The following is a 21,668-nucleotide window of genomic DNA, read 5'->3' on the forward strand; positions in this document are numbered from 1 at the left end:
TTAGTATAGGCCCTTTAAAACTTTTGATACATTGTCACAATCGTTCATGACATAGAAGTGAACAGAAGGAACATTTGCATTTAATAACTCCTCTGTTTGTTTACGTGCCCAGTTAATCCCAATCTCAATAATGTGATCAGGGTTTTCATGGGCCTCAGCTACAAATTCATCAGGAAAATCAACGTAGAAGTGACGAGGGACATTTGAGAATTGATTCATTCTCTTAATAACCTTTATTCCTGGTACGATTGGAACAGTAATACCTGCTTCGCGACACTTATCAACAAATTCAAAGTACTTGCTATTATCAAAAAACATTTGAGTTACAATATAATCAGCTCCAGCATCTACTTTCTGTTTTAAGTAATGGATATCTGTTGCAAGATTAGGGGCCTCGAAATGCTTCTCTGGGTATCCAGCAACTCCAACACAGAAGTCTAGTGGAAAACTATTTGAAATATCGTCGAGGTATACACCTTTATTTACATCACTAATTTGCTCAACAAGATCTTTGGCATAGAAATTTCTCTTTCGAGAAAGATCATATTTCTTATTGTAGTTAAGAGCATCGCCTCGCAATGCTAATACATTGTGAATGCCTAGGTAGTTAAGTTCGATTAGAGCATCTTCGGTTTCTTCTTTAGTGAAGCCTTGAGTGAGAAGGTGAGTTACAGTATCGATCTTAAAGCGATTTTGAATAACTCCACAAATACCAACAGTACCTGGACGTTTTTTATAGATTTTTCTTTCAACAGAACCATCACTTTTTTCATTATAATATGCACCAGCTGAATGAGCTGTTACATCAACCCATGAAGGATTGAATGGTAAAAGTTTTTTTACAATATCAGTTACTGCAGAAATATTCTTTCCTCTTGGTGGAGGAACAATTTCAAAACTAAATAATGGGCTTGTGGCCTTATCAATGTGTTCAATTACTTTCATTAAATCTAAATCCCTATGTGCTTGTTGTGAAACCTTATTTTAATCATTTATAAGTGATAAATAAAGCTTTAAGGGAAGGTAGGGGCCTCAAGTTTTGAGGCCTTAGGTTAATTCGAATGAATCTGAGTAATTTGAATTTTTAGACTATTGAGGCAGGACGAATGAGGGAAAATTTATTTAAATAAATCCATCAATTTGTTGAAGATGTTTTATCTAAGGACTCTTCGATTTCGTATCTTTTCTCTATTTGGAATGCAGAGGTGATTTCATATTGGAATAATATAAGTATTATCAGGGGTTTATGAGTTTCATGTTGAAAGAAAAGCTGATATGATAGTAATAAGTGAGGATTCATCGATGGAAGAGAATCAAGTATACCATTTAGAAAGTGAATTTATTCGCGTATCAGTATCGTCTCTTGGGGCGGGACTTCTTTCTATCTTTGACCTCGAGTCAAATGTTGAATACCTTTGGCAGGGGCATCCTACTTTACATCCATGGAAGCCTCAAATTCAATTTCCAATAGTAGGAAAGCTTAAGGATGATCAATACTGGCTTGGCCGTAAGTATTATCGCATGCAAAAGGATGGTTATTTAAAAGAGCTTCTATTTGAAGTAAAGAACCAGAGGCGCGATCGCATAACCTTTGTCCACACAAATACTAATGACACAGAGCTTATCTTTCCTTTTCGTTATAGTATAGAAATAACTTATATGGTCTATGGGCCAAAACTTACTGTTTCATTTGTTATTAAAAATCTAGATAAGAAAGAGATGTTCTTCTCCCTTGGATTTGGGCCTACATTCAATCTCCCATTAGGGTATGAAAGAGTCGAAGACTGCTTTATCGAATTAGATCGTGAAGAAGAAAGAGGAGCTTACTTTTTAGAAAATGATCTCGTTAATTTTCATGATGCCGATAATAAGAAGATTATGAATAATCGAAGGATTTTTGTTAATCAAGAGAACTTCAGAGGCGAAGAGATGGTCTTTAAGGACATTATTTCTTCAAATGTTACTCTTAAGAACTTAGTTAATGAAAAATCAGTAAATATAGACTTTGGAAATATACCATATCTATCGATATGGACTTATCCAGGTGCAAAATTTGTTCGTATTTCACCAGCATTTGGAGTTACTGATGCTCTAGATTCAAATAATGATTTCTATATGAAAGAAGGACTTGTTGATCTTGAACAAGAAAAAACTTTTAAGCATGAGATCGTCTTTCACATAAGGTAGATATGTATCGAAATGAATTAGATAAAATAAAAGAAGGTATTCACGATAAACTAGAAAGCTTGTCTTGGGGCGATATGTCCATTGAAAGAAAAGCAGATAAGAGTATTGTTACTGAATTTGATATTTTTGTTTCGGACTATATAAAGAAGGTCTTTGAAGAGTCTGGTCATAATTATAATTTTTTTTCAGAAGAAGATCAGGAGCGTTTTGAATTTCCTGTCATTGTGCTAGATCCAATTGATGGAACACGTGAGTTTGCCAAAGGTTATGGTGAATGTGCAGTTTCGATGGCGATATTGTATTCGGCAGATATCAAAGATGAAAGAAACTTTGGTTGGATCTATAATCCATTTACAGGGTTTGAAATTACAAGTGATGTGAAGTTTCCATTGGGAAGTCGACATGCTCATGCTGATGCTATAAATATAATGATTTCTCGTTCAGAGTGGGAGAAGGGTGCATATAAGAAGGACTTCTCGAAGAATTTCCGTATTGCTCCACTCGGCTCAATCGCTTTTAAACTTGGACTTCTTGCCGCAGGCGCATGTGAATGTGTCATTTCATTTCGCGATAAGAATATTTGGGATATCGCCGCTGGAGTAGTGATATGTCATTCAAGAGGAATTTATTCTGATGAAATCATTGATCTAGCAGACAAGAAGCTTAATGGGCCATTTATTTTTTGCCGTGATGAGCTAAAAGATATTGTCCATGAAGAAATTGAGCGCTTGAAGTCTAGTTAAAGAGCTCTTCAAAGTCTTTCATTGTTAATTTACCGCTAAATAACTCATCTTCATCTTCAGGAAGAAGTTCTTTAAATAGCTCTCTTTTGATCTCTTGTAACTTTAAGACTTTCTCTTCAACAGAGCCTTTAATAATTGGCCTAAAAACGTTTAGAGTATTTTTCTGACCGATACGGTAAGCTCGGTCAATGGCTTGAGATTCTACTGCTGGGTTCCACCATGGATCCATTATGAATACATAACTTGCTGCTGTTAGGTTTAGACCAACACCACCGGCTTTAAGAGAGATTAAAAATAACTTCGTTTTTCCACTTTGGAACTCATCAACTGCCGCTTGACGTTTTTTTACGTTAAGAGAGCCATCGATTCTAGAATACTTCCAAGTCTGCTCGTCAAAGGCCGAGCCAATGATATCAAGATATGTTGTAAACTGTGAGAAGATAATGACTTGATGACCTTCTTCAACAATTTGCTCTAAACTTTCAATGAGGTAGTCCACTTTAGTTGAGGCCAAGCTTCGAATATTTTTTGTCATCTTATTCGAATGATTTTGCCAAAGACAACTTTGTCTAAGTTCGAGAAGACCTTTTAGAATCTCACCATACTTTTTATTCTTTGGAGCATTATTAATATTGTTCTTAATTGACTGAAGTTTATTCTTATAAAATTCTTCTTCCTCATCATTGAAGCTAAGAAGAACATTATTTTCTAGTTTCGGAGGTAAGTCTGTCAGAACCTGGCTCTTTGTTCGTCTAAGAATAAAAGGTGCAGCTGTTTTTCTAGCATATACTCGTGACTTAGGTGTTGAGCTCGATCTTATAAATCGTAGATCTCCCCAAATTCCAGGAATACTTAAGTCGATAATATTATAGAATTCTGCCAAATCATTTTCGACAGGCGTACCTGTGAGGCAAACTCTAAAGTTTGCTTTAATCTTTCTAGCTGAATGAGCACCGAGAGATCTCATATTCTTTAAATGCTGGACTTCATCGAGAACCAGAATGTCATAATTTGTTTCTTCAAATTCAGCTTCAAGCTCTCTCTTTAAGATACCGTATGAAGTTAGAATAACTTTTGCTTTACCATCTTCTGGAAGCTCTCTATCTGCGCCATGATAAATATGGACATCAATATTTGAAAATTTCTTAAACTCATTCTCCCAGTTCAGTAGGAGAGAGACAGGGCAAACAATTAGAACCTTATCGATTTCGTCATAGATGCTATCGATAAAAGCAATTGTCTGAATAGTCTTACCAAGACCCATATCATCGGCAAGGCAGGCTCCAAGCTTATTTTCATAAAGAAAGTTTAGCCAATTATATCCTGTTTTTTGGTATGGCCTTAAAATATCATCAAAGTGCTTTGATAGTGGGTAATCAGGGATACCTTCAAGGTTTTGTAGACGTTCACAAAGTGCAACTTCTTCATCTGTTAGAGCTCCCTCAAGCCCAATCTTTTTGAGTTCAAAAAGTTCAAATATTCTTGCGCGAGAAAATGGTAGGATGAATTTTTTGAATTTACCTTCCTGTATTTCTTCTTTTGCTTCAAACTTTGTATATTTTTGAACAAACTTTAAAAGATCCTTTTGCTCATTATTTAAAAGGACGACGCCACTTTTTGTAATGGCGATATTATTTTCTAGATCGACATTCTTTATAACATCTTGATCGAGCTCATCGATCTCTAACTCGAGATCAAACCAGCCAGAACGTCCAATTTGCTTTCTTTCAAAGCGAATACGAGAGTTCCAGCTTTTGAGTTCATTATTATCGTAAAAGATCTCAACACCATAAGGTTTAGTCACACTAAATAGTTTTGAAAGTCCTTGAGTGATTTGAGACATGGAAACTTGAAAAATAACTTCGTTACTATCTCTATAATGATAAGAGTAGCGGAAAAAATGATCTCCAAACTCTGTAACCATGATTTTAAAAATTAATCGTTGAAGTTTATTGTCATATTTATAGAGTTTATGATTTTCATGATCAAAGCTAAGTGTATATTCTTTGCTTACAACTTCAGAGATGATACGAATCCAAGCTGACTTTTTACTCTTACCAGAAAGAGATTTCTTGTAACCATCAACACCTGTTTCAAAATAGTGCTGAACTTCTCTTAAAAAGTTATATGCTTCACTTTTCTTTCTAAATAAATCGAGGTATCCACCTTCAAAAGTAAGGGAAGAGAAGAATTGTGGTGGTCTTGTTCTCTTATCTTCCTTATTAAAGAACTCTACAGAAAAGTTATTATATCCCTTTCTTTGAGAGTTATTGATATAAACTCTTAAATCAGGGGATTCAATTTCATTAATATCAAATTCATTACCTTCTACTTCAAAGGAAATATACTTTTTTAATCTTTCTGAGTAGGCGAGATTTAGTGCATCATCAATTTTATAAGAGTGAATATTAGATCTTAGAGATGATACAAATTCTCTTACTTCACTTGGAAGAGAGAAGAGTTCACCAGTATCCCAATTGAAGAGATAAAGGTTTTCAAAAACGCTTATATTACGATGGGTTCTATCGTCATCTTTAATAGCAAAGCGAATACTTGATTTTAAGTCGTCTTGAAAATCAATTCGTTGCTCTTTATTAGGAGCGATATTAAAGACAAGTTTTCCGTTCAATGTTTCAGGAATTGGAAACTCAATCGTCTTCTTATTAGTAAGTGAATAATTAAGAGTTGAATATGTTGGCCCATGTGGAGCATTTTCTAATTCATGCGGGCCATTAATAATAGTTCCGTACTCAAGAGGGTAGACACCATATCCTCCGATTGGGGGAAGTTGTGTACTATTGTCACTTTGGTCGCCAGAAGTGGCCATATAATACATAAATAAAGCCGCAGTATGATGACAATGTTTCTCAGCTGTCCACTCTAAACAATCACAAGTGGTTGAAAGAGGTGGCTCATCTGTACCTTCAAGACGTTTTTTATAGACGACTTTAGATTCGTAAGGACGATCTTCTTTAATGATTCCTGTTGTGATGAGGTAACCATCAAGACTACCTTTCTTAAATGAAAGGGATACTTTTCCATAGCCGAGAAGTTTTCTGGCCTTAGAAATGGCCAACGTCGTAAAATATTTTTTTGCTAGATCGAGTCCAGGTTCTTGTGTCATAAATAAGCTTTATCTTTAAAAGTCTTATTATAACGTAAAATTAGAGAATGTAATAGTCATTGTTCTGTTAAAAAGAAAGGCCCCTGAATAGGGGCCTAAAATACTTAACTATTTTCGATATACGATTTTAGAAGTTTTGCTCTCGATGGGTGTCTTAGTTTACGAAGCGCTTTTGCTTCAATTTGTCTAATACGCTCACGAGTAACGAAGAAGTCTTGACCAACCTCTTCTAAAGTGTGGTCTGACTTTTCACCAATACCAAATCTCATTCTAAGAACTTTTTCTTCTCTTGGTGTAAGAGTTGAAAGTACTGAACGAGTTTGCTCAGATAATGTAATACTCATTACAGCATCGGCAGGTGAAATGATCTTCTTGTCTTCAATGAAGTCTCCAAGAGATGAATCTTCTTCTTCTCCAATTGGAGTTTCAAGAGAAATTGGCTCTTTAGAGATCTTTTGAACTTTCTTAACCTTATCTACTGGCATTTCCATTTTCTCAGCAATTTCTTCTGGAGTTGGTTCACGCCCTAGCTCTTGGATAAGTTGTCTTTGAGTTCTAACCATCTTGTTGATTGTTTCAATCATGTGAACTGGGATACGGATTGTTCTTGCTTGGTCAGCAATGGCACGAGTAATTGCCTGACGAATCCACCAAGTTGCATAAGTTGAGAACTTGTAACCACGACGATACTCAAATTTATCAACTGCTTTCATTAGACCAATATTTCCTTCCTGAATTAGGTCAAGGAATTGTAGTCCACGGTTTGTATATTTCTTAGCAATTGAAACAACAAGTCTTAAGTTGGCTTCAACAAGTTGAGCTTTCGCGCGGTCAGCTCTTTCTTCACCATTAGTGATAATCTTATAAACAGTTTCGATATCATCAAAGCTCATTCCAGCTTCTTGAGATAATCTTCTTAGTTTTCTAAGGATATCTTCCTGGTTACGAACAAGTTGTTCTACTTTAGCATCTGTTGTGAAAAGCTCTTTTGCAAATGCACGTTTAAATGCATCGTCTTCCATAATCTTCTCATGAAGTTCACGGTATGCTTCAATTGTCTCTACTTCAAGGAATTTAAAGATACGATCTTGTTGTTCGTAAAGGTCTTTAAATTGTAGATAGTATTTCTTAACTGGCTCAACAAAGCTATTAATGATTTTTCTATTGAAAGTTAGATCAGCAAGATCTGTTGCAATACGGTCCATTCTTTCTTTCTCTGATTTAGAGAATTTTTCAAATGTTCCATCATCTTCATTAACGTTTTCATTGTAGATACTTGTTAATTCATCACAAAGGTTGATGATTGTCTTCTTAACTTTATCAACATCTTTTTGAGTTGATTCGTCATCAAGACCACGTACAAGTTCTCTAACAAACTCTGTCGGGTTTTCTAGTTCAGTAATACGATCTTTTAGAGTGATGATCTCTGCGATTGCGTGTGAAGACTTTAGACATGAAAGAATAATTTCTCTTTCACCTTCTTCAATTTCTTTTGCAATTACAACTTCGCCTTCTCTTGTTAGAAGAGCGACAGATCCCATTCTCTTTAAATATAATTTTACTGGATCAGTTGAGGCACTTCTAAGTTCAGCTTTCTCTTCTTTAGAAAGTGTTTCTTCGATAATTTCTGTACCATCAAGTTTGATCCCCTCATCTTCTTCTTCAAATTCTTGCTCTGTAATTTCGATTTCAGCTTCGTTGATAGCAAGCATGATGAGGTCAAGTTCTTCAGGAGCAATGATACTTGCTGGAATCGCATCATTGATTTCTTCTGGAGTCAGGGTGTCTTGATCCTTACCTCTAGAGATAAGTTTTTCAAACCCCTTTGATTTTAAAAATTGTGCAGCACTTGACATGTTCGGTTTCTCCAATTTTTACTTCAAAGTAAATAACTTTTTTTCGATGTCGTGAATCTCTTTTAACAACTCAGTTAATTCAGATTGAGTTTTTATCTCACTTCTTTTTAACTTTAGGAGTTGTCTTTTTTCTCTAAGATTTTCTTTAATTAATTTTTTTCGAAGGTCATTAATTATTTTTACAGCTTTCTCTTTTTCTAGTTGGATTCCTTTATTTTTTATAATGCCTTTTTTGATAATTTCTTCAAGGCCGTATTCGGAAGAACTCGAAAGTGCAAAGTTTTTAAATTCCCTCTGATCTATCTCAAAGATTAAATTTTTTAGATTCAAAATATATTCTTTTACCCTATCTGACTGCATAAAATCAAGTAGATCGGTCATTTCATCATACTCAAGGCAATCCGGATGTTCAATGATAGCAAGCAATAAAGTTTCCTCTGTTTTGGAAATCTTATCCTCTTCTTCAGGGTAACTTGGCATCCCGTTTGCAGAGTCTTCCACAAAGTTTGCCATATAATCTTCATCGTATGCAGGAGGTTCCTCTTGCGGGGTATTTTGATTAGTAATTTTAGGTTGAAAAGTTGAGCTCTTCGAATCTTTTAAGAATTGTCCATAGTTGTCGAGAATACTCTCTTTACTAGACTCTAGGCCAAGTTTCTTTGCCCATGACACAAGCCTTTCATTGGCATTAAGGTCATTGCCAAGAGGTGAAACAATATCAAAGGCTTGTTTAAGAAGATTTAACTTTTCGTCGAGAATCTCTATTGGTCGCTGAGGAAGCAACTTGTTAAATTCATAGTCAATAAAGGCCTGGGCATTATCAATTCGATCTTGGAAAGCAAGAGTACCTTCTTTATCAAGAAAGTCATCAGGATCTTTATGTGGAGATAAGTCGACAAACTTAGGTAAAATACCGTGTTCCAAGAATTGGCGGTTTGTTCTTTGCGATGCTTTATATCCTGCTTCATCATTATCCAGAGCGAGATAAATATTTTTCGTCATAGACTTAAGTGTACGCAGGGAATTATCACCAAGGGCCGTACCCATGATGGCAACGCTATTTTCGAATCCTTTCTTGTAAGTTGCAATTTGGTCCATATTTCCTTCTACGACGATAACGCTATCGCGCTTTCTAATGAAAGATTTTGCAAGATGGAGGCCATAGAGTAGGTTTCTCTTATTAAATATGAACGATTCTATAGAATTCATGTACTTAGCGTGTTGATACTCGTGAATTCTTCGGCTTGTGAAGCCAATAACTTTACCGTAGTGGTCCCAAATAGGAAACATAATACGCTCCCTGAAAGTATCATAATGGGACCCATTATCTTTATTGTGTTTAATAATTCCTATTTTTAAGGCCGTTTGAAGAATTTCATTTCGGTCTTTTTTGGGAAGAGAGCATACATAGTCATAGACACTATTCTTCTTTGGGGCAAACCCTAGTTGATAGAGGTCAGCAATCTCATCACTCAAGTGACGATTTTTTAGAAAGTCTAGATACTGCTCTGGCTTGAGGTTTCGGCCAGATTGAAAATATATAGTTGATGCCACCTTAAGTAGTTTTTCAGCATAAATGAACTCTTTGGATTTCTCTTTCTTATTTGTATAAGAGTCAAAATCAATTCCAAATTTGTCACATATATCCTTCATTGCTTCAATGAATTCCATGCTTTGCAGGTTCATAACAAAATCAAAGTGACTGTGACCGGCTCCACATGAGAAGCATTTATACATTCGCTTATCGTTGACGACAGACATAGAAGGGTTTGTGTCATCATGGAAAGGGCAGACTCCATAGAGATTATTTCCCTTTCGAACTAAGTGCACACCATAGCGCTCGATTAAATCTGAAATCGGGATCTCGTTGACGATTTTTTCGCGCAGTTGTTGTAAAGACATGTGTGTGACTAACCTAGCTAATTAATTTGCTTTTTTGGATTTTAGAACAAAAGCTTTAATATTTACACCTTGCTCGATAAATATTTTCTCAAACTTCGTCTTAAATTGGCAAAGTAAGTGATCTGGAGCATCATTCCAAAGGTCTTTAGTTTCTAATTCAAGTTCAAATAGATCCTGTTTTTCAATAACTTCCTTCATCCACTCAGCATATCCATCGTGATCTGTTTTAACAAAGAAGTATCCACCTGGCTTGATAACTTTGTAAGCTCTCTCTAAAAAAGGAAGTTGAAAAAGTCTCTTCTTGTGATGACGTGCCTTCGGCCATGGATCAGGGAAGAAGTAGAAAACCTTATCAAGCTCGTTTTCAGCAAAAAGATGCTCAATTCTTTCACCTTTTGCTCTTAAGTATTTGAAATTTCTATATGGTAGTGATTTTAATTTCTTTGCTAGGGCGTAGCTTCTCTTAAAACGATAATCGAGTCCGACAAAGTTTTGGTCGCGATATGAGTCACAGTATTGGAGCATGAAGTGTCCGTAACCAGATCCAATCTCAAGACATAATTCACCATCTTGTTTGAAAACTTCGCTATTCCATTTCCCTTGGTATTCTTCGGCCTCTTCATCTCGAAGAACGAACTCACTAAATTCAGTTAGTTTATCGTGGTATGGATTACGATGCTTGTATTGGAAGTCTTTTGAAAAAGACTTATCCTTATTTTGTTCATAAGCAAATGGATCGTTTGTCGCTTCTTGAGCGTCTGATTTTACTGGCAACTTGAACTCCTAAATGATTATTGCACCTAGTTATCAAATTCAAGTCGCTCAGGCAAGGTATTATAGGCTCTATTAAGAGATTCTACATACTTGGATTAAGAGAATTTTATTGAATTCTTAGCGATTGAGCATTTCTTCAATAATGCGTGCAGCTTTTTTGACTTGTTCTGGATCTTTGAATCGATCAGCAATAGCTTTTTTCAATTGTTCGATCTCAAGTTTGTCTTGCTGCTTATTGTGCTCTTTTGATGTAGTGGGTGCTTCATGCTCGTGTGAGCGAGCACCCATGTATAAATTTGTGTATTTTTTTACACCCATTGGATATCCTAAGCTGCAGCTTCAGCTGAGCTCTTTTTCATTGATGATACTCTTTTCATGTGATCTTCAATTACTTCATATAGTTCTAGTTTTGTTGAATAAGGATCCATTCCGTCTGGCATCGTTGAGTAAACAACCTCATCGTTAATCTCAGCGAAAATAAACCAGTTATTACCTAATTTTTGGAATAGTACTTCTGTGCCTTTGTATGAAACTGTCATAATCTTCCTCCTGATTTATGCTTAGCAATCCTTGCTAAAACAATGACACTAACTATATCGACACTTAAATTTATTAATTAAAAATATATGAGTTTTCTTTTAGACGGGGAAAAAACTACCTAGGTCGTCTAAACCCTAGTAACGATAGGTGATTCCGACATTATAGCCAAAGGTTCCTTCAAGCTCTGTTGAAACGGAAGGTGAGGACCATAGTTGCCCATGAGTAAACTGAGCATCAGAGTCAAGTGTTGATGGAAGCTTAATATCAATCACTGGGCCGTGATAGAAGTAGGTGTGTTTTGAGCTGAATGCTCTTTTATGAGATAGATTAACTGCAAGGCGAATATTGAACATCATGCCAGAAAATAACTTCTCTTCAGCAATGGAATTTGTCTGGTCATCCTGAGAAATAAAACGTCTTTGATAATTAACACCTACTTGAAGCATCGATTCGATTTCAAAGTATTGTCTTTTATGAAAGGTGTATGAAACAACAGGTCCTAATGTAAAAATTGAACTACTTTCTTTCGTAAAAATATCTCCATTTAACTGATACTCACTCTGTCCTGTTGAGATACCACCATAGAAGCCAAAGTAGAGGCGGTTTTCGTCATCAAAGCTTGCAGGTCTTAAGTATTTGATATTTAGACTACCCTCAAAACCATTGCTCTCTCTTTGAACTTGAGAGGTGTAGCCGTAACGCGAAGTTGGCCCTTGCTTAAATATGAGGTCCACTTGGGCCCGGTTTGTAGGATGGCCCTTTAGGGGATATTCATCAGGAATTGGTTCATCTATTACATAATCAGTTGGGTCGTTCTTTACATAGATTGTGTTTCCAATTTCCTCTGAGTCATTATTTAATACCAGCTTAATGAAGTCTTTCCTAATATAGGCCTTTCGTCCATCTCTCGTTAACGTAACATAATAGTTTTCATTATTTAGATAGTTCGGATGTAAATAAACACTGTCACCCTTTCTGATGCGCATAAGAATTCTTCCACTAGCATTGGGCTCGCTTACAACTGGTGCTTCATGAACTCGTATAATTCCTTGAGTTGCAAGAGTATTAAAAGTCAGTAAGAGGATTAGGAACACTTTTATCATATGGAAACCTCAAACTCCTTTCCTATACTGAGACTTAGCATTGTCGCTGAATTATCATCAGTAAGTGATGTATTTGGAAAGAAGACATTTGCATCAAATGTATATGTTTGTTTTTTTAAATCAAAACTTAAGAAATAACTTTTGTAATTATAGCTAAAGTTGGCCCCAAATGAGTCAAGAGAGTGGTCTACTGACTGACCATATACTTCGGCCGAAGAATATAGTGAACGATTGGCCCCAAGTCCGGCCGTAATAAATGAATCATCGTTAATACGATATCGGTATTCAATTCTTAAGCCTATAGAGTAAGTATTGAATTGAACTTCTTGTCCGCTATTTTGTGAGAGGTACTCGAAGTTTACAAATACTGGAAGGTCCTTAAATGTCTCGACACCTGCTTCAAGAGTGAAGTTTGTAGCATTAAGAGATAGGCCATCTGTGAAGAAATTAGGCGATGAAGAACCAACTCCTGCTTGAAGGTGTAAGTAGGTATGGATCTGTTTTTTATCAAATTCCACGGCCTTAAATTTATCTCGATTAAAGGGTTTAAATGTTTTCTCATGGAAGGTGAGAATATTCTCTAAGTGGTTTAAATTTTGTCCTTGTGTGACATATTTAACATCCTTCATTTCACCGCTTTTAGGAACAAGGTAATAGTATTTTGATCCTGGTCTTATTTCTTGTGTACGAATAATCGTATTCTTTGGCACTCGGTAAAACTTTGTTCCCTCTAGGTTTTCAACGAGAGAGTTCTTTAAAATAACACTTCGAAATGTACGTACTTTGAAATTATTCTTAGTGTATTTAAAGCGCTTACGATAGTTGATTTTTTGAGCATTATCTTCTCGACCAAGCTCTAGTAGGTCGTTAAAGAGCTTCTCTTCATTTGCATGGCTTGCATTTGAAAAGAGAAGAGTAATCATCAATAATTGGAGAAGAATTAACTTAGACAATTTATAGCCTCTTGAAATGCTAGAAAATTACTTTCGTATTTAAAATCTTTGGATTGGACTTCGTTTATAGGAAGCCATTTAAAACCTTGGTGTTCCTCTTTTGATATTGTTATTTCATCCTTGTTAGTGAGGGCCGCAAAACAATATTCAATAACATCCTTTCCCCAACGATCATGAAATTTAAATTCTTGGGAGAGTTGAACTAATTCAGCTTCCTCAATTCCCGTTTCCTCTAAGAGTTCTCTTTTGGCCGCAGTGAAAATATCTTCTCCAGACTCAACAGATCCTGTTACATTTTGCCAACCAAATCCTCGATCGGCTTTCATCTCAAGGAGAAGGAGGGCCTTTTTCTCTTTGTGCAGAGTGATAATTTGGACTTTTTTATGCAGTGAATTCATATCTTTATTATAGCAAAATTTTGAAATTACAGTGGCTTGGGCAAAAAATGGGTAAATTTCTTTAATTTGTCTTACATTCCGTTCATTTTGCGTCGCAATTTTTTGTCGATTCCCGTGGTTTTTGGTAGATTATTGCGATGGATTTAATGCAGATAATAAATAAATTGACGTTGGCCTTACCAGGCTTCTTACTGGCAATCTCGTTTCATGAGTTTGGTCACGGATGGATGGCCAAGAGATATGGAGATGATACGGCCGATAGACTTGGGCGCTTAACTTTAAATCCAGCTCCACATATTGATCTTGTGGGAACAGTTATCTTTCCACTTGTTGCTATTTTTGCTGGATGGATCCCATTTGGTTGGGCAAAACCAGTTCCTGTGGATGTTCGCCGCTTTAAAAATATTAAGTCAGGACTTTTTTGGGTTAGCTTTGCAGGCCCTGGAGCAAATTTATTGCTGATGGTGTTTTCTGCTCTTCTTTTTGGAATGGTTTACGCCTATGTTCCTGCAACATTCTCACTGAAATCACAATTCATACAAATGCTTGAATACTCTGTAATGATTAATGTCGTCTTAGCAGTATTCAACTTGATTCCATTTCCGCCATTAGATGGCTCAAAGATGGTAGCAGCATACTTAGACTACAATACAGCACGCAAATATGAAGAGCTCCAAAGATTTAGCTTCGTTTTCATCCTAGTACTTTGGTTTACACCAATTTTAGGCTATGTCATTCGACCAGTAATGGGGCTTGGATTGATTTTAATGAATGGTTTTGCAGCTATTCTTTCCTAGCAATAGGATTTTGAGGGATTAACACATGTTAGACACAACGATTAAGGTTAAAACGGATACGTTTGATGGCCCCTTGTCTCTACTTCTTCTATTAATTCAGAAGGAGCAGATGTCAATTAAGGAGCTTGATCTTACAAAGATCACAAAGCAGTACCTGGATTATCTTGCAAATATGAAAGAGTTAAACTTCGATATTGCAGGTGATTATTTATTCTTAGCTGCAACTCTTGTTTTACTTAAATCTAAGAATGCCGTCACAGAAGAAGAGCAGGCAAAACTGCACAATCAATTGGGAGCAGAAGGCTCTCTTAATATCACTTCTCATGCAGAACTTGTTCGCCGCCTTGAGGAGTTAGCTCTTTATCAAAAAATGGGACAACGCCTGATGGAGCTACCACAAAAAGGTGTTGATATCTTTGTTAAGCCAAAGATTAATCGCAAAGAGATTGTAAACTCAATTCTTACACCAATGGATCTCGAGAAGTTAACTGATACGATGATTGACTTTATTTTCCGTCAAAATCGTAAGTACACGGTTGTTAAAAGAGATCGTTTATCGATTAAAGAAAAACTAGAATTCTTAAAGAGTTATTTATCAGTTGGTCAGAAAACTAATTTAGAAGAGCTTTTAGAAAACGATAGCAATAGTCGAATTGCAACAACGACTGGTGAGAGTACTGCAAAAGTTTCGGCCGATGGTAAGAATACGATTGATAACGTTGTTATCACATTTATTTCATTATTAGAGCTAGCAAGACTTAAGCGACTAGAGATTTTTCAAAATGAAAACTTTGGTCAAGTCTATGTTGATGTTGTTAGATCACTCGATGACTTTGACGTAACTCAGGCAGATGGCTTTGAAGATGAAAATACAGCTGAGCAAATTGATGCTCAAGAACTAGAACAAGCAATACAACAATAGCATACATATTTAGAGAGATTTATGATGGAAAACAACACAATGAATGAAGATTTAAACTTAGAGTTTGTATCGACAGATGAAGAGATGCTTGAAGAGCTTGAGATGGCCCTTATGCCTTCAGATGATGATCTTGAGTATCCAGAGGAATACTTAAAATTAGAGTCAGACTTTGCAGATGAAAAACTTCAAGAAGATAAGCTTTGGAAGGCGAGAACTGGCCTTAACGAAGAGACAATTTGTGGTGCAATTGAAACAATTGTTTTCATGAGCGATAAGCCTGTTCCATTAATGAAGATTAAGGCTCTAATTGATGATGATATTCCACTGAGAGTAGTTCACGAAGCAATTTCAAGACTTCAGGAAGAATACGAGTTAAAGCATCATGGTATTCGACTGCAAGAAGTTGCTAATGGTTATCAATTTAGAACGAAAGCAACTTTCTCTAAATATGTTCAAGATTTATTTAAAATTAACGAGCTTGTTTTATCTCCAACAGCTCTTGAAGTACTCGCTATTATTGCTTATAAGCAGCCAGTTTCAAAAATTGAAGTTGAAAAGATCCGTGGTGTTGATAGTTCTCATATTGTGCGCGGACTTATGGATAAGAGACTTGTTAAAGTTGCAGGACGCTCTGATGAAGTCGGTAGACCAGTTCTTTATGGAACGACTCCAGAGTTTTTAGAAGTATTTAATCTTGCAAATATTGATCAACTACCACCTGAGCACGAGCTATCTGAAATTGCTACTCAAGGTGTGGGAAAAATTGAAGATATTAAAACTCTTGTTAATGCTGACCTTAAGTCGCGCTTTGACCAAGATGAAATTGAAGAACTTGATAATATTGCAGCATCAATTAAGTCGATTGATTCTGAAACAGCATTTACAAAATCACTTAGAGTTCAAGAAAGAAAACGTAAGAAAGGGGAAGGAGATGAAGTATCTCTAACTGCCTTTGACCTACTTGAGCAACATCTTGATAATTCTCTAGTTACTGGTGCTAATAAAGAGTCAGCTAGCTCTGAAATATTCACGGCCATTACTTGTCCTGAAGTTATTGAAGACCTTTCTAAAGGTCCATTTAATGTACCTGAAGAAGAGGAAGATGACTTTGAAATGATCGATCTAGATTCTGGTGAAGTCATAAAAGATGAGCCAATAGAATTTGAAGATAATAATGAAGATGAGTCTGAGATTGAGGCACAAGAAGTTGAAGCTCAAGATTCTGTTAATGAGGCTCTTAGTGAAGTGGCCGAAGCAATCTTAACTCCTGAATCAACTGAGAAGAAAGTTGAAGAAGTTGAAGAAATTGCAATTATTGATGAAACGAAAACGGATAATGAAGCTAATGAGCTGGCCCAGGCCCTTGATGATGCCTTCTCTAAACTTTTTGGTGGAGAGACTTCACTACCTCAAGATGAGATGGCCGTTGACCTTGATGATAGCATCAATGAAACAACTCAGAATTTAATTAATGGGGCCCGTGATTTGGATCTGGACCTTGATTTCTTAAATAACAAGGACTTAGAAGATTCAGACTCACGTCCTGAGTAATATATAATCAAGAAATAATTACTTAAATACTTGTAAAAGCTTACGTTTAGTTCTATCTATGCGTAAGCTTTTTCTTTATAACCTTTTAACCGCCGTGATGGCAGATAGGAGTATCAAATGTCTAAACTAGTACGTTTACAAAAATTTATTGCTGATTGTGGAATTACTTCACGTAGGAAGGCCGAAGATTTAATTGTTCAAGGTCGTGTGAAAGTTAATGGAATCACAATTAGAGAATTAGGAACAAAAGTAGCACCTGAAGTTGATGCGGTCGTAGTTGACGGTAAAGCAGCTGATCTTGGTGCTGTTGAAAAAATCTATATGGTTATGAATAAGCCTCGTGGTGTTATGACAACTGTTAATGATCCAGAAGGTAGAAAGACTGTTATTGATCTTTGTAAAGAGATCAGTGAGAGGATCTATCCTGTAGGTCGTCTGGACTACCTTTCAGAAGGTCTGCTTCTCATGACAAATGATGGTGATTTTGCAAACCTTGTTATTCACCCAAGTTCAGATTTAACTAAAGTCTATGAAGTTAAAATCTTTGGTGCTGTTAATGAATTCCTTCTCAAGAAATTAAGAGCTGGTGTTTATATTGATGGTGTTATGACAAAACCTAAGGCGGTTCGAGTTATTAAGCAACTTGAAACAAAGACTTGGTTAGAGTTCAGAATTACTGAAGGAAAGAATCGTGAGATTCGTCGCATGTGTGAAGGTGCGGGACTAACTGTTGATAAACTAAAGCGTGTTGCAATTGGTGGACTAACAGTTGATGGAATTGCCCCAGGTTCATATCGTTTAGTTTCAAAGAAGAGTCTTCTTGCAGCTATTGGTATCGATAACGTTGGAAATAAAACGGCAAAAGCTGTTGAATATATTTCAAGTAAAAAATCAGTTAATCTTAAAAAGAAAGGTCATCAAAACTGTACTGCAGCTGATGATAAGGCCTTCACTAAGTTCAGAAAAGAAACATATTACAAATCATTAACTGATATTGCTGAGACTAAGAAGGCGAAAGAGAAAGAAATTCGTCGTCAAGCTTGGGAAGAAAAAGAAGCTGCTCATAAGAAGAGACAGGAAAAGAAGAAGGCTCGAATTGCTAAGAAAGAGCTTAATGAAAAACCAGTTCATGTTGAATTTGTTAAATAATAAAAAAGCCGCTTAGATAAGCGGCTTTTTTTTAATCATTTATGGACATCTGGATATCTTCTATTCTTGTGTCTATTCTTAAGTCTTCACCATTTCGTCGAATATATCGATCGAGGTATTCTAATTGGCCATAAATTTCTTTATAGTCATTAGTTCCAAATTGTAGATCAACTAATGTTTCAGAATCATCTGTAATTAGTAAGTCAAAATAGAGGTAATCCTCCAGATTATCTTGTGGTAGGAGATCTGCAAGTATTTGCATAACATGGTATTCATTTCTTAATCTCTTGAGCTTCTTTGTGAACTTCTCCACTTTTTCTTGATATGGAGAATCACTCTTAATAATATTGTAGAAGTACTCAGCTAACTTTTTTGATTTCCTGAAGTACTCACGCTCAAGTTGCCACGTGTAAAAGTGATCAGTCTTATGAAGGTGACGATTTGATAAACGAATAACGTCTTTACCTTTTAACTTTTCTTGCATGATTGAGATGAATTCTTCCAGAGTGTATTTATCAAATACTGAAAAGGCAGGGCCTTTAAAAATCATCTTAAGATTTGAACTAAAGTTAACGTATCTCCTCTCTAGTGAGATACTATCTAGTACATCCTTCTTGAAACGTTCAGGTACAATCCCTTCCAGAACCTTCTTATATCTTCTTTGCTCTGATTTTCTAAATTCATTGTCACGTCTTATGAAGTTCATCCCGACATTTAAGAATTTATGATCCTCATGAGAAGAAGTAAGTCCATAATAAGAGAGAACCTTTTCTTCTTTTGTATCAAAAATTTGAATTGTGATTTTGGATTCTGATCTCTTCGTATAATTAGGATAATAAAAGGCGATTGTAGAGCCATCTAATCTCTCGAAGTTGAATCGGTTGTTAATATAGTGGCCACGTGAGCTAAGCTTTAGAAAATCTAAGTCTAGAGTTACCCCTGATGAATTTGAGGTATAACGGTTGTGACCTTTGAAGACTCTTTCAACTCTTGGCGCCTCTTGGTCTTTGTCTGCAACTGCAAGACGATCGACATCTTCAAGGTTTACTACGTAGTAGCGATCGAGAAGATCTGTATTTAATGATTCAGCAAGAAGTTTTGCTTCTTTGAATTTGAATACATTATTGAATAGATTATTATAGACCTTACGAACTTCTTCATCTTTGAGATCAAAAACATAGTCAGATAGAATAATATTACCTTTTGTTTTCGATGTATCGAGTTTGATCCAGTCTATTTTATATTCATGATCAACATCAAATCCTAGAATTTCGAAGCTGAATAATTCGACACCAAAGCTACTTTTAAAACTAAGTCCTCTGGCCTTCTTCTTTTCTGCAATAATCTTAACTCTTACTTTTTGATCTTCAAGTTTGTAGACTTGAATAAGAAATTCTCCTGCAAATGTATAAAAACCAGTGAGACCAGTTTTTAAGACAGGAGCAACGTCACTATATGAAAAACCTGTAGTAAGTGCCATTGAAGCCGGTATGGAAATGAAGTCTCCTTCATTTAAACGATCAACGTATTTTGCTCTAATTGGTAGCTTGGCAACGTTAAATGGTAGTGCCTTCATAGCATCAATTTTTTTAACATATTGACGTGAAATAATAACTTCGTTTTTACGATTACCTTTTAAAAATAGAGGTGATTGTAATTCAGGAAAAAATGTTCTTTTGCTATCGTGATCTATTTTAAATTCAAATCTGTCACGTCTTGTGTATTGGCCTGGAATATAAGACTTGTCGACTTCATATTCATACTTACCTTTCAAACTTAGGCCATCATATAGGTCGATCTTGAAGATATCGGTATCGAGGCTAATAGTTAAACTATTAAAAGCATCCACAAGATTACGCTTTATATTCTCTTTGGTTAGGTAATTCTTTAAAAAATAAGTAAACTTACTCTCTTTTTGTTCCTTCACTGGTTCTGAAATTTCAGGGTTTGCAGCAGAGGTCGTTAAGCTAATTAAGAATAATGTGAGGATAGTGAATTGTTTCATTCTTAGGTTGTATCACATAACTAACTGATATAACTGTAGGTGTGTAAACCTTATCTATAACTGTATAGTGTGTAAACGGCCGTAACGTATTGAACTTATATGGCCATGGTTTCTAGTGGCAAAAAATAAAGTCAAAATAAGTCTCATTGTTTGTAAGGGAATTTATTTATAGAAATGTTAGCAAAAGTAAAACATTGACATAAATCAATATAAAAAAAATCTCAATATCTCCGATAAGTCATCATAGTTACTAAGTTTTCAGTGAGAATCTAATTGATAAATATTTATGGGAAAGAACGTACCAAATATTTAGAGTGATATCACGGTGTTATAGTAGGAAATATACATTCCCCAGGAGATAAAGAAATGTACGATTTAAAGAAGTTCTCTTTCTTAATTGTGGACGACATGAGCACAATGAGAAAGATCGTTAAGAAGCTGTTGCGTGATCTAGGTGCCGACAAGTTTGTTGAGGCTGTTGATGGAAAAGATGCTTTAAAAAAGATTGTCGAAAACAAAGGTGGACCTCACGAAATCACATTTATTATCTCTGACTGGAGTATGCCAAATGCTACCGGACTTGATTTGTTAAAAACAATAAGAGGGAGTGAGAATTTCAAAGAAATGCCATTTGTTATGGTTACGGCCGAGCAAGATGTTGCCCAAATTCAAGAAGCTATCGCAAGTGACGTTGATGGATACGTAATCAAACCATTCGATTCAGATTCTTTTAAAAAGAGACTGTCGTTAGCACTGAAAAAAAGGTTTCCACAAGGATAACGAGGAGCGCTTGTAATGGGCATGGTAGAGAGGATTACCAAAAACCACTTTTCCGTATTAGTCTTTTCGGGAGATATCGATCAGGATTGTGTTAAGTCACTTGCAATGATCTTTGATGCTATCTTAGAAGATGAAAAGGATAAGTTGATTATACTAGACTTTAAAAAAGTCGAGTATATCTCACCAAATATCTATAATGAGATTTTTAGGTTATTTTCTTCTGCGCAGGAAAGAAAGATCTTAATTTATACAATCAATGCAAAGCCAAAGTTAGTTAGAGAATTAAAGAGTGATTTCGTTGATCAGAAATTCAATTTTACAGACTCAATTACTAGTAAGTTAGAAGAACTTAATCTTAAAAAGAAGAGAATTGTTCTTGATGTAAACTTTGTAAACCCATTTATTCAAGCAGCTATTGATACTTTTGGAGTTCAGGCAAATTTGAAGGTTTTACCTGGGAAAGTCTCTAAGGCCAAGGACTTTGAAAGTTATGAAATAGGAATAATTGGATCAATTGATATTCAAAATGAGGCGTTTGAAGGAAGATTACTGATTTGTTTTCCCGATGCTGTATTCATTAGTATTTATAATGCCATTTTTGGTGAAGAGTATATGGAACTTAATGAAGATGTGAAGGACGCTATTGCTGAATTCACAAATATTACTCTTGGGCAGGCCAAGGCCACACTAAATCAAAATAAAGGAATTGTCATAGACCGAGCGATACCGTCAGTTTTACTGAGAGAGAACTTTGATGAGATCGAATTAAACAAATATGAATCACTAATGATCCCTTTAGCAACTAAAATGGGTTCATTTTATATTTATATTCTCCTAGGTGTTAACGAATAGTTAATAACTTAGGTTTTAAATGAAATGATAAG

General features: G+C 35.7%; 19 protein-coding genes and 1 pseudogene. 8 read left to right on the plus strand and 12 right to left on the minus strand.

The window, feature by feature from the left end:
• Nucleotides 1-945: a methylenetetrahydrofolate reductase gene (locus tag ACMAZI_RS10330; RefSeq protein WP_115362108.1), complete on the minus strand. Its 945-nt coding sequence runs from the start codon at nucleotides 943-945 to the stop codon at nucleotides 1-3.
• Between the two features lie 330 nt (nucleotides 946-1,275).
• Here ACMAZI_RS10330 and ACMAZI_RS10335 point away from each other — a divergent pair, with 330 nt between their 5' ends.
• Together ACMAZI_RS10335 and ACMAZI_RS10340 are read left to right on the plus strand one after the other, a co-directional pair.
• Entirely contained in the window at nucleotides 1,276-2,187 is a 912-nt protein-coding gene (locus ACMAZI_RS10335; RefSeq protein ID WP_412474051.1) for a hypothetical protein, read from the plus strand.
• Between the two features lie 2 nt (nucleotides 2,188-2,189).
• Complete coding sequence (locus ACMAZI_RS10340) at nucleotides 2,190-2,930, plus strand: inositol monophosphatase family protein (RefSeq protein ID WP_412474052.1); 741 nt, start codon at nucleotides 2,190-2,192, stop codon at nucleotides 2,928-2,930.
• Here ACMAZI_RS10340 and ACMAZI_RS10345 read toward each other — a convergent pair.
• From ACMAZI_RS10345 to ACMAZI_RS10390, 10 genes and pseudogenes are all read right to left on the minus strand, one after another.
• Nucleotides 2,923-6,054, minus strand: a complete 3,132-nt coding sequence (locus ACMAZI_RS10345; RefSeq protein ID WP_412474053.1) for a DEAD/DEAH box helicase — start codon at nucleotides 6,052-6,054, stop codon at nucleotides 2,923-2,925. The genes ACMAZI_RS10340 and ACMAZI_RS10345 overlap by 8 nt on opposite strands.
• Before the next feature lie 104 nt (nucleotides 6,055-6,158).
• The gene (rpoD, locus tag ACMAZI_RS10350) at nucleotides 6,159-7,595 is read right to left on the minus strand and encodes an RNA polymerase sigma factor RpoD (protein WP_233500263.1); all 1,437 of its coding nucleotides are present in this window, start codon (nucleotides 7,593-7,595) and stop codon (nucleotides 6,159-6,161) included.
• Nucleotides 7,569-7,910 (minus strand): annotated as a pseudogene (locus ACMAZI_RS10355) (RNA polymerase sigma factor region1.1 domain-containing protein); the annotation flags it as partial. The gene rpoD and the pseudogene ACMAZI_RS10355, both read right to left, overlap by 27 nt.
• A gap of 18 nt (nucleotides 7,911-7,928) precedes the next feature.
• Nucleotides 7,929-9,812, minus strand: coding sequence for a DNA primase (dnaG, locus tag ACMAZI_RS10360; RefSeq protein ID WP_115362098.1), 1,884 nt, complete (start codon nucleotides 9,810-9,812; stop codon nucleotides 7,929-7,931).
• A 21-nt stretch (nucleotides 9,813-9,833) separates the two neighbouring features.
• The gene (trmB, locus tag ACMAZI_RS10365) at nucleotides 9,834-10,586 is read right to left on the minus strand and encodes a tRNA (guanosine(46)-N7)-methyltransferase TrmB (protein WP_115362096.1); all 753 of its coding nucleotides are present in this window, start codon (nucleotides 10,584-10,586) and stop codon (nucleotides 9,834-9,836) included.
• 117 nt (nucleotides 10,587-10,703) lie between these two features.
• The gene (locus ACMAZI_RS10370) at nucleotides 10,704-10,904 is read right to left on the minus strand and encodes a hypothetical protein (protein ID WP_115362094.1); all 201 of its coding nucleotides are present in this window, start codon (nucleotides 10,902-10,904) and stop codon (nucleotides 10,704-10,706) included.
• A gap of 8 nt (nucleotides 10,905-10,912) precedes the next feature.
• Entirely contained in the window at nucleotides 10,913-11,125 is a 213-nt protein-coding gene (locus ACMAZI_RS10375; protein ID WP_115362092.1) for a hypothetical protein, read from the minus strand.
• A gap of 135 nt (nucleotides 11,126-11,260) precedes the next feature.
• Nucleotides 11,261-12,229: a hypothetical protein gene (locus ACMAZI_RS10380; RefSeq protein ID WP_334678749.1), complete on the minus strand. Its 969-nt coding sequence runs from the start codon at nucleotides 12,227-12,229 to the stop codon at nucleotides 11,261-11,263.
• Nucleotides 12,226-13,182, minus strand: a complete 957-nt coding sequence (locus ACMAZI_RS10385; RefSeq protein ID WP_412474054.1) for a hypothetical protein — start codon at nucleotides 13,180-13,182, stop codon at nucleotides 12,226-12,228. Before ACMAZI_RS10385 ends, ACMAZI_RS10380 begins: the two co-directional genes overlap by 4 nt.
• A complete protein-coding gene (locus ACMAZI_RS10390; protein WP_115362087.1) occupies nucleotides 13,170-13,580 on the minus strand; it encodes an NUDIX domain-containing protein in 411 nt (136 codons plus the stop codon). Before ACMAZI_RS10390 ends, ACMAZI_RS10385 begins: the two co-directional genes overlap by 13 nt.
• A 137-nt stretch (nucleotides 13,581-13,717) precedes the next feature.
• Here ACMAZI_RS10390 and ACMAZI_RS10395 point away from each other — a divergent pair, with 137 nt between their 5' ends.
• From ACMAZI_RS10395 to ACMAZI_RS10410, 4 genes are all read left to right on the plus strand, one after another.
• Complete coding sequence (locus ACMAZI_RS10395) at nucleotides 13,718-14,377, plus strand: site-2 protease family protein (RefSeq protein ID WP_115362086.1); 660 nt, start codon at nucleotides 13,718-13,720, stop codon at nucleotides 14,375-14,377.
• 25 nt (nucleotides 14,378-14,402) lie between these two features.
• Nucleotides 14,403-15,299: a segregation and condensation protein A gene (locus ACMAZI_RS10400; protein ID WP_115362084.1), complete on the plus strand. Its 897-nt coding sequence runs from the start codon at nucleotides 14,403-14,405 to the stop codon at nucleotides 15,297-15,299.
• A 21-nt stretch (nucleotides 15,300-15,320) separates the two neighbouring features.
• Complete coding sequence (gene scpB, locus ACMAZI_RS10405) at nucleotides 15,321-16,850, plus strand: SMC-Scp complex subunit ScpB (protein ID WP_334678751.1); 1,530 nt, start codon at nucleotides 15,321-15,323, stop codon at nucleotides 16,848-16,850.
• A gap of 117 nt (nucleotides 16,851-16,967) precedes the next feature.
• Complete coding sequence (locus tag ACMAZI_RS10410; protein ID WP_115362080.1) at nucleotides 16,968-17,999, plus strand: pseudouridine synthase; 1,032 nt, start codon at nucleotides 16,968-16,970, stop codon at nucleotides 17,997-17,999.
• 31 nt (nucleotides 18,000-18,030) lie between these two features.
• Here ACMAZI_RS10410 and ACMAZI_RS10415 read toward each other — a convergent pair whose 3' ends face one another.
• Nucleotides 18,031-20,004 (minus strand): hypothetical protein, encoded by a 1,974-nt coding sequence (locus tag ACMAZI_RS10415; protein ID WP_412474055.1) that lies wholly within the window; start codon nucleotides 20,002-20,004, stop codon nucleotides 18,031-18,033.
• Nucleotides 20,005-20,370: 366 nt separating this feature from the next.
• On the opposite strand from ACMAZI_RS10415, the gene ACMAZI_RS10420 reads away from it, so the two are divergent.
• Both ACMAZI_RS10420 and ACMAZI_RS10425 read left to right on the plus strand, forming a co-directional pair.
• Complete coding sequence (locus ACMAZI_RS10420; protein ID WP_115362076.1) at nucleotides 20,371-20,784, plus strand: response regulator; 414 nt, start codon at nucleotides 20,371-20,373, stop codon at nucleotides 20,782-20,784.
• A gap of 15 nt (nucleotides 20,785-20,799) precedes the next feature.
• Entirely contained in the window at nucleotides 20,800-21,636 is an 837-nt protein-coding gene (locus ACMAZI_RS10425; RefSeq protein WP_115362074.1) for a chemotaxis protein CheX, read from the plus strand.
• The last annotated feature ends 32 nt before the right edge of the window (nucleotides 21,637-21,668 follow it).

Origin of the sequence: Halobacteriovorax sp. YZS-3-1 (assembly GCF_047084945.1) — a bacterium.
Lineage (GTDB): Bacteria > Bdellovibrionota > Bacteriovoracia > Bacteriovoracales > Bacteriovoracaceae > Halobacteriovorax_A > Halobacteriovorax_A vibrionivorans.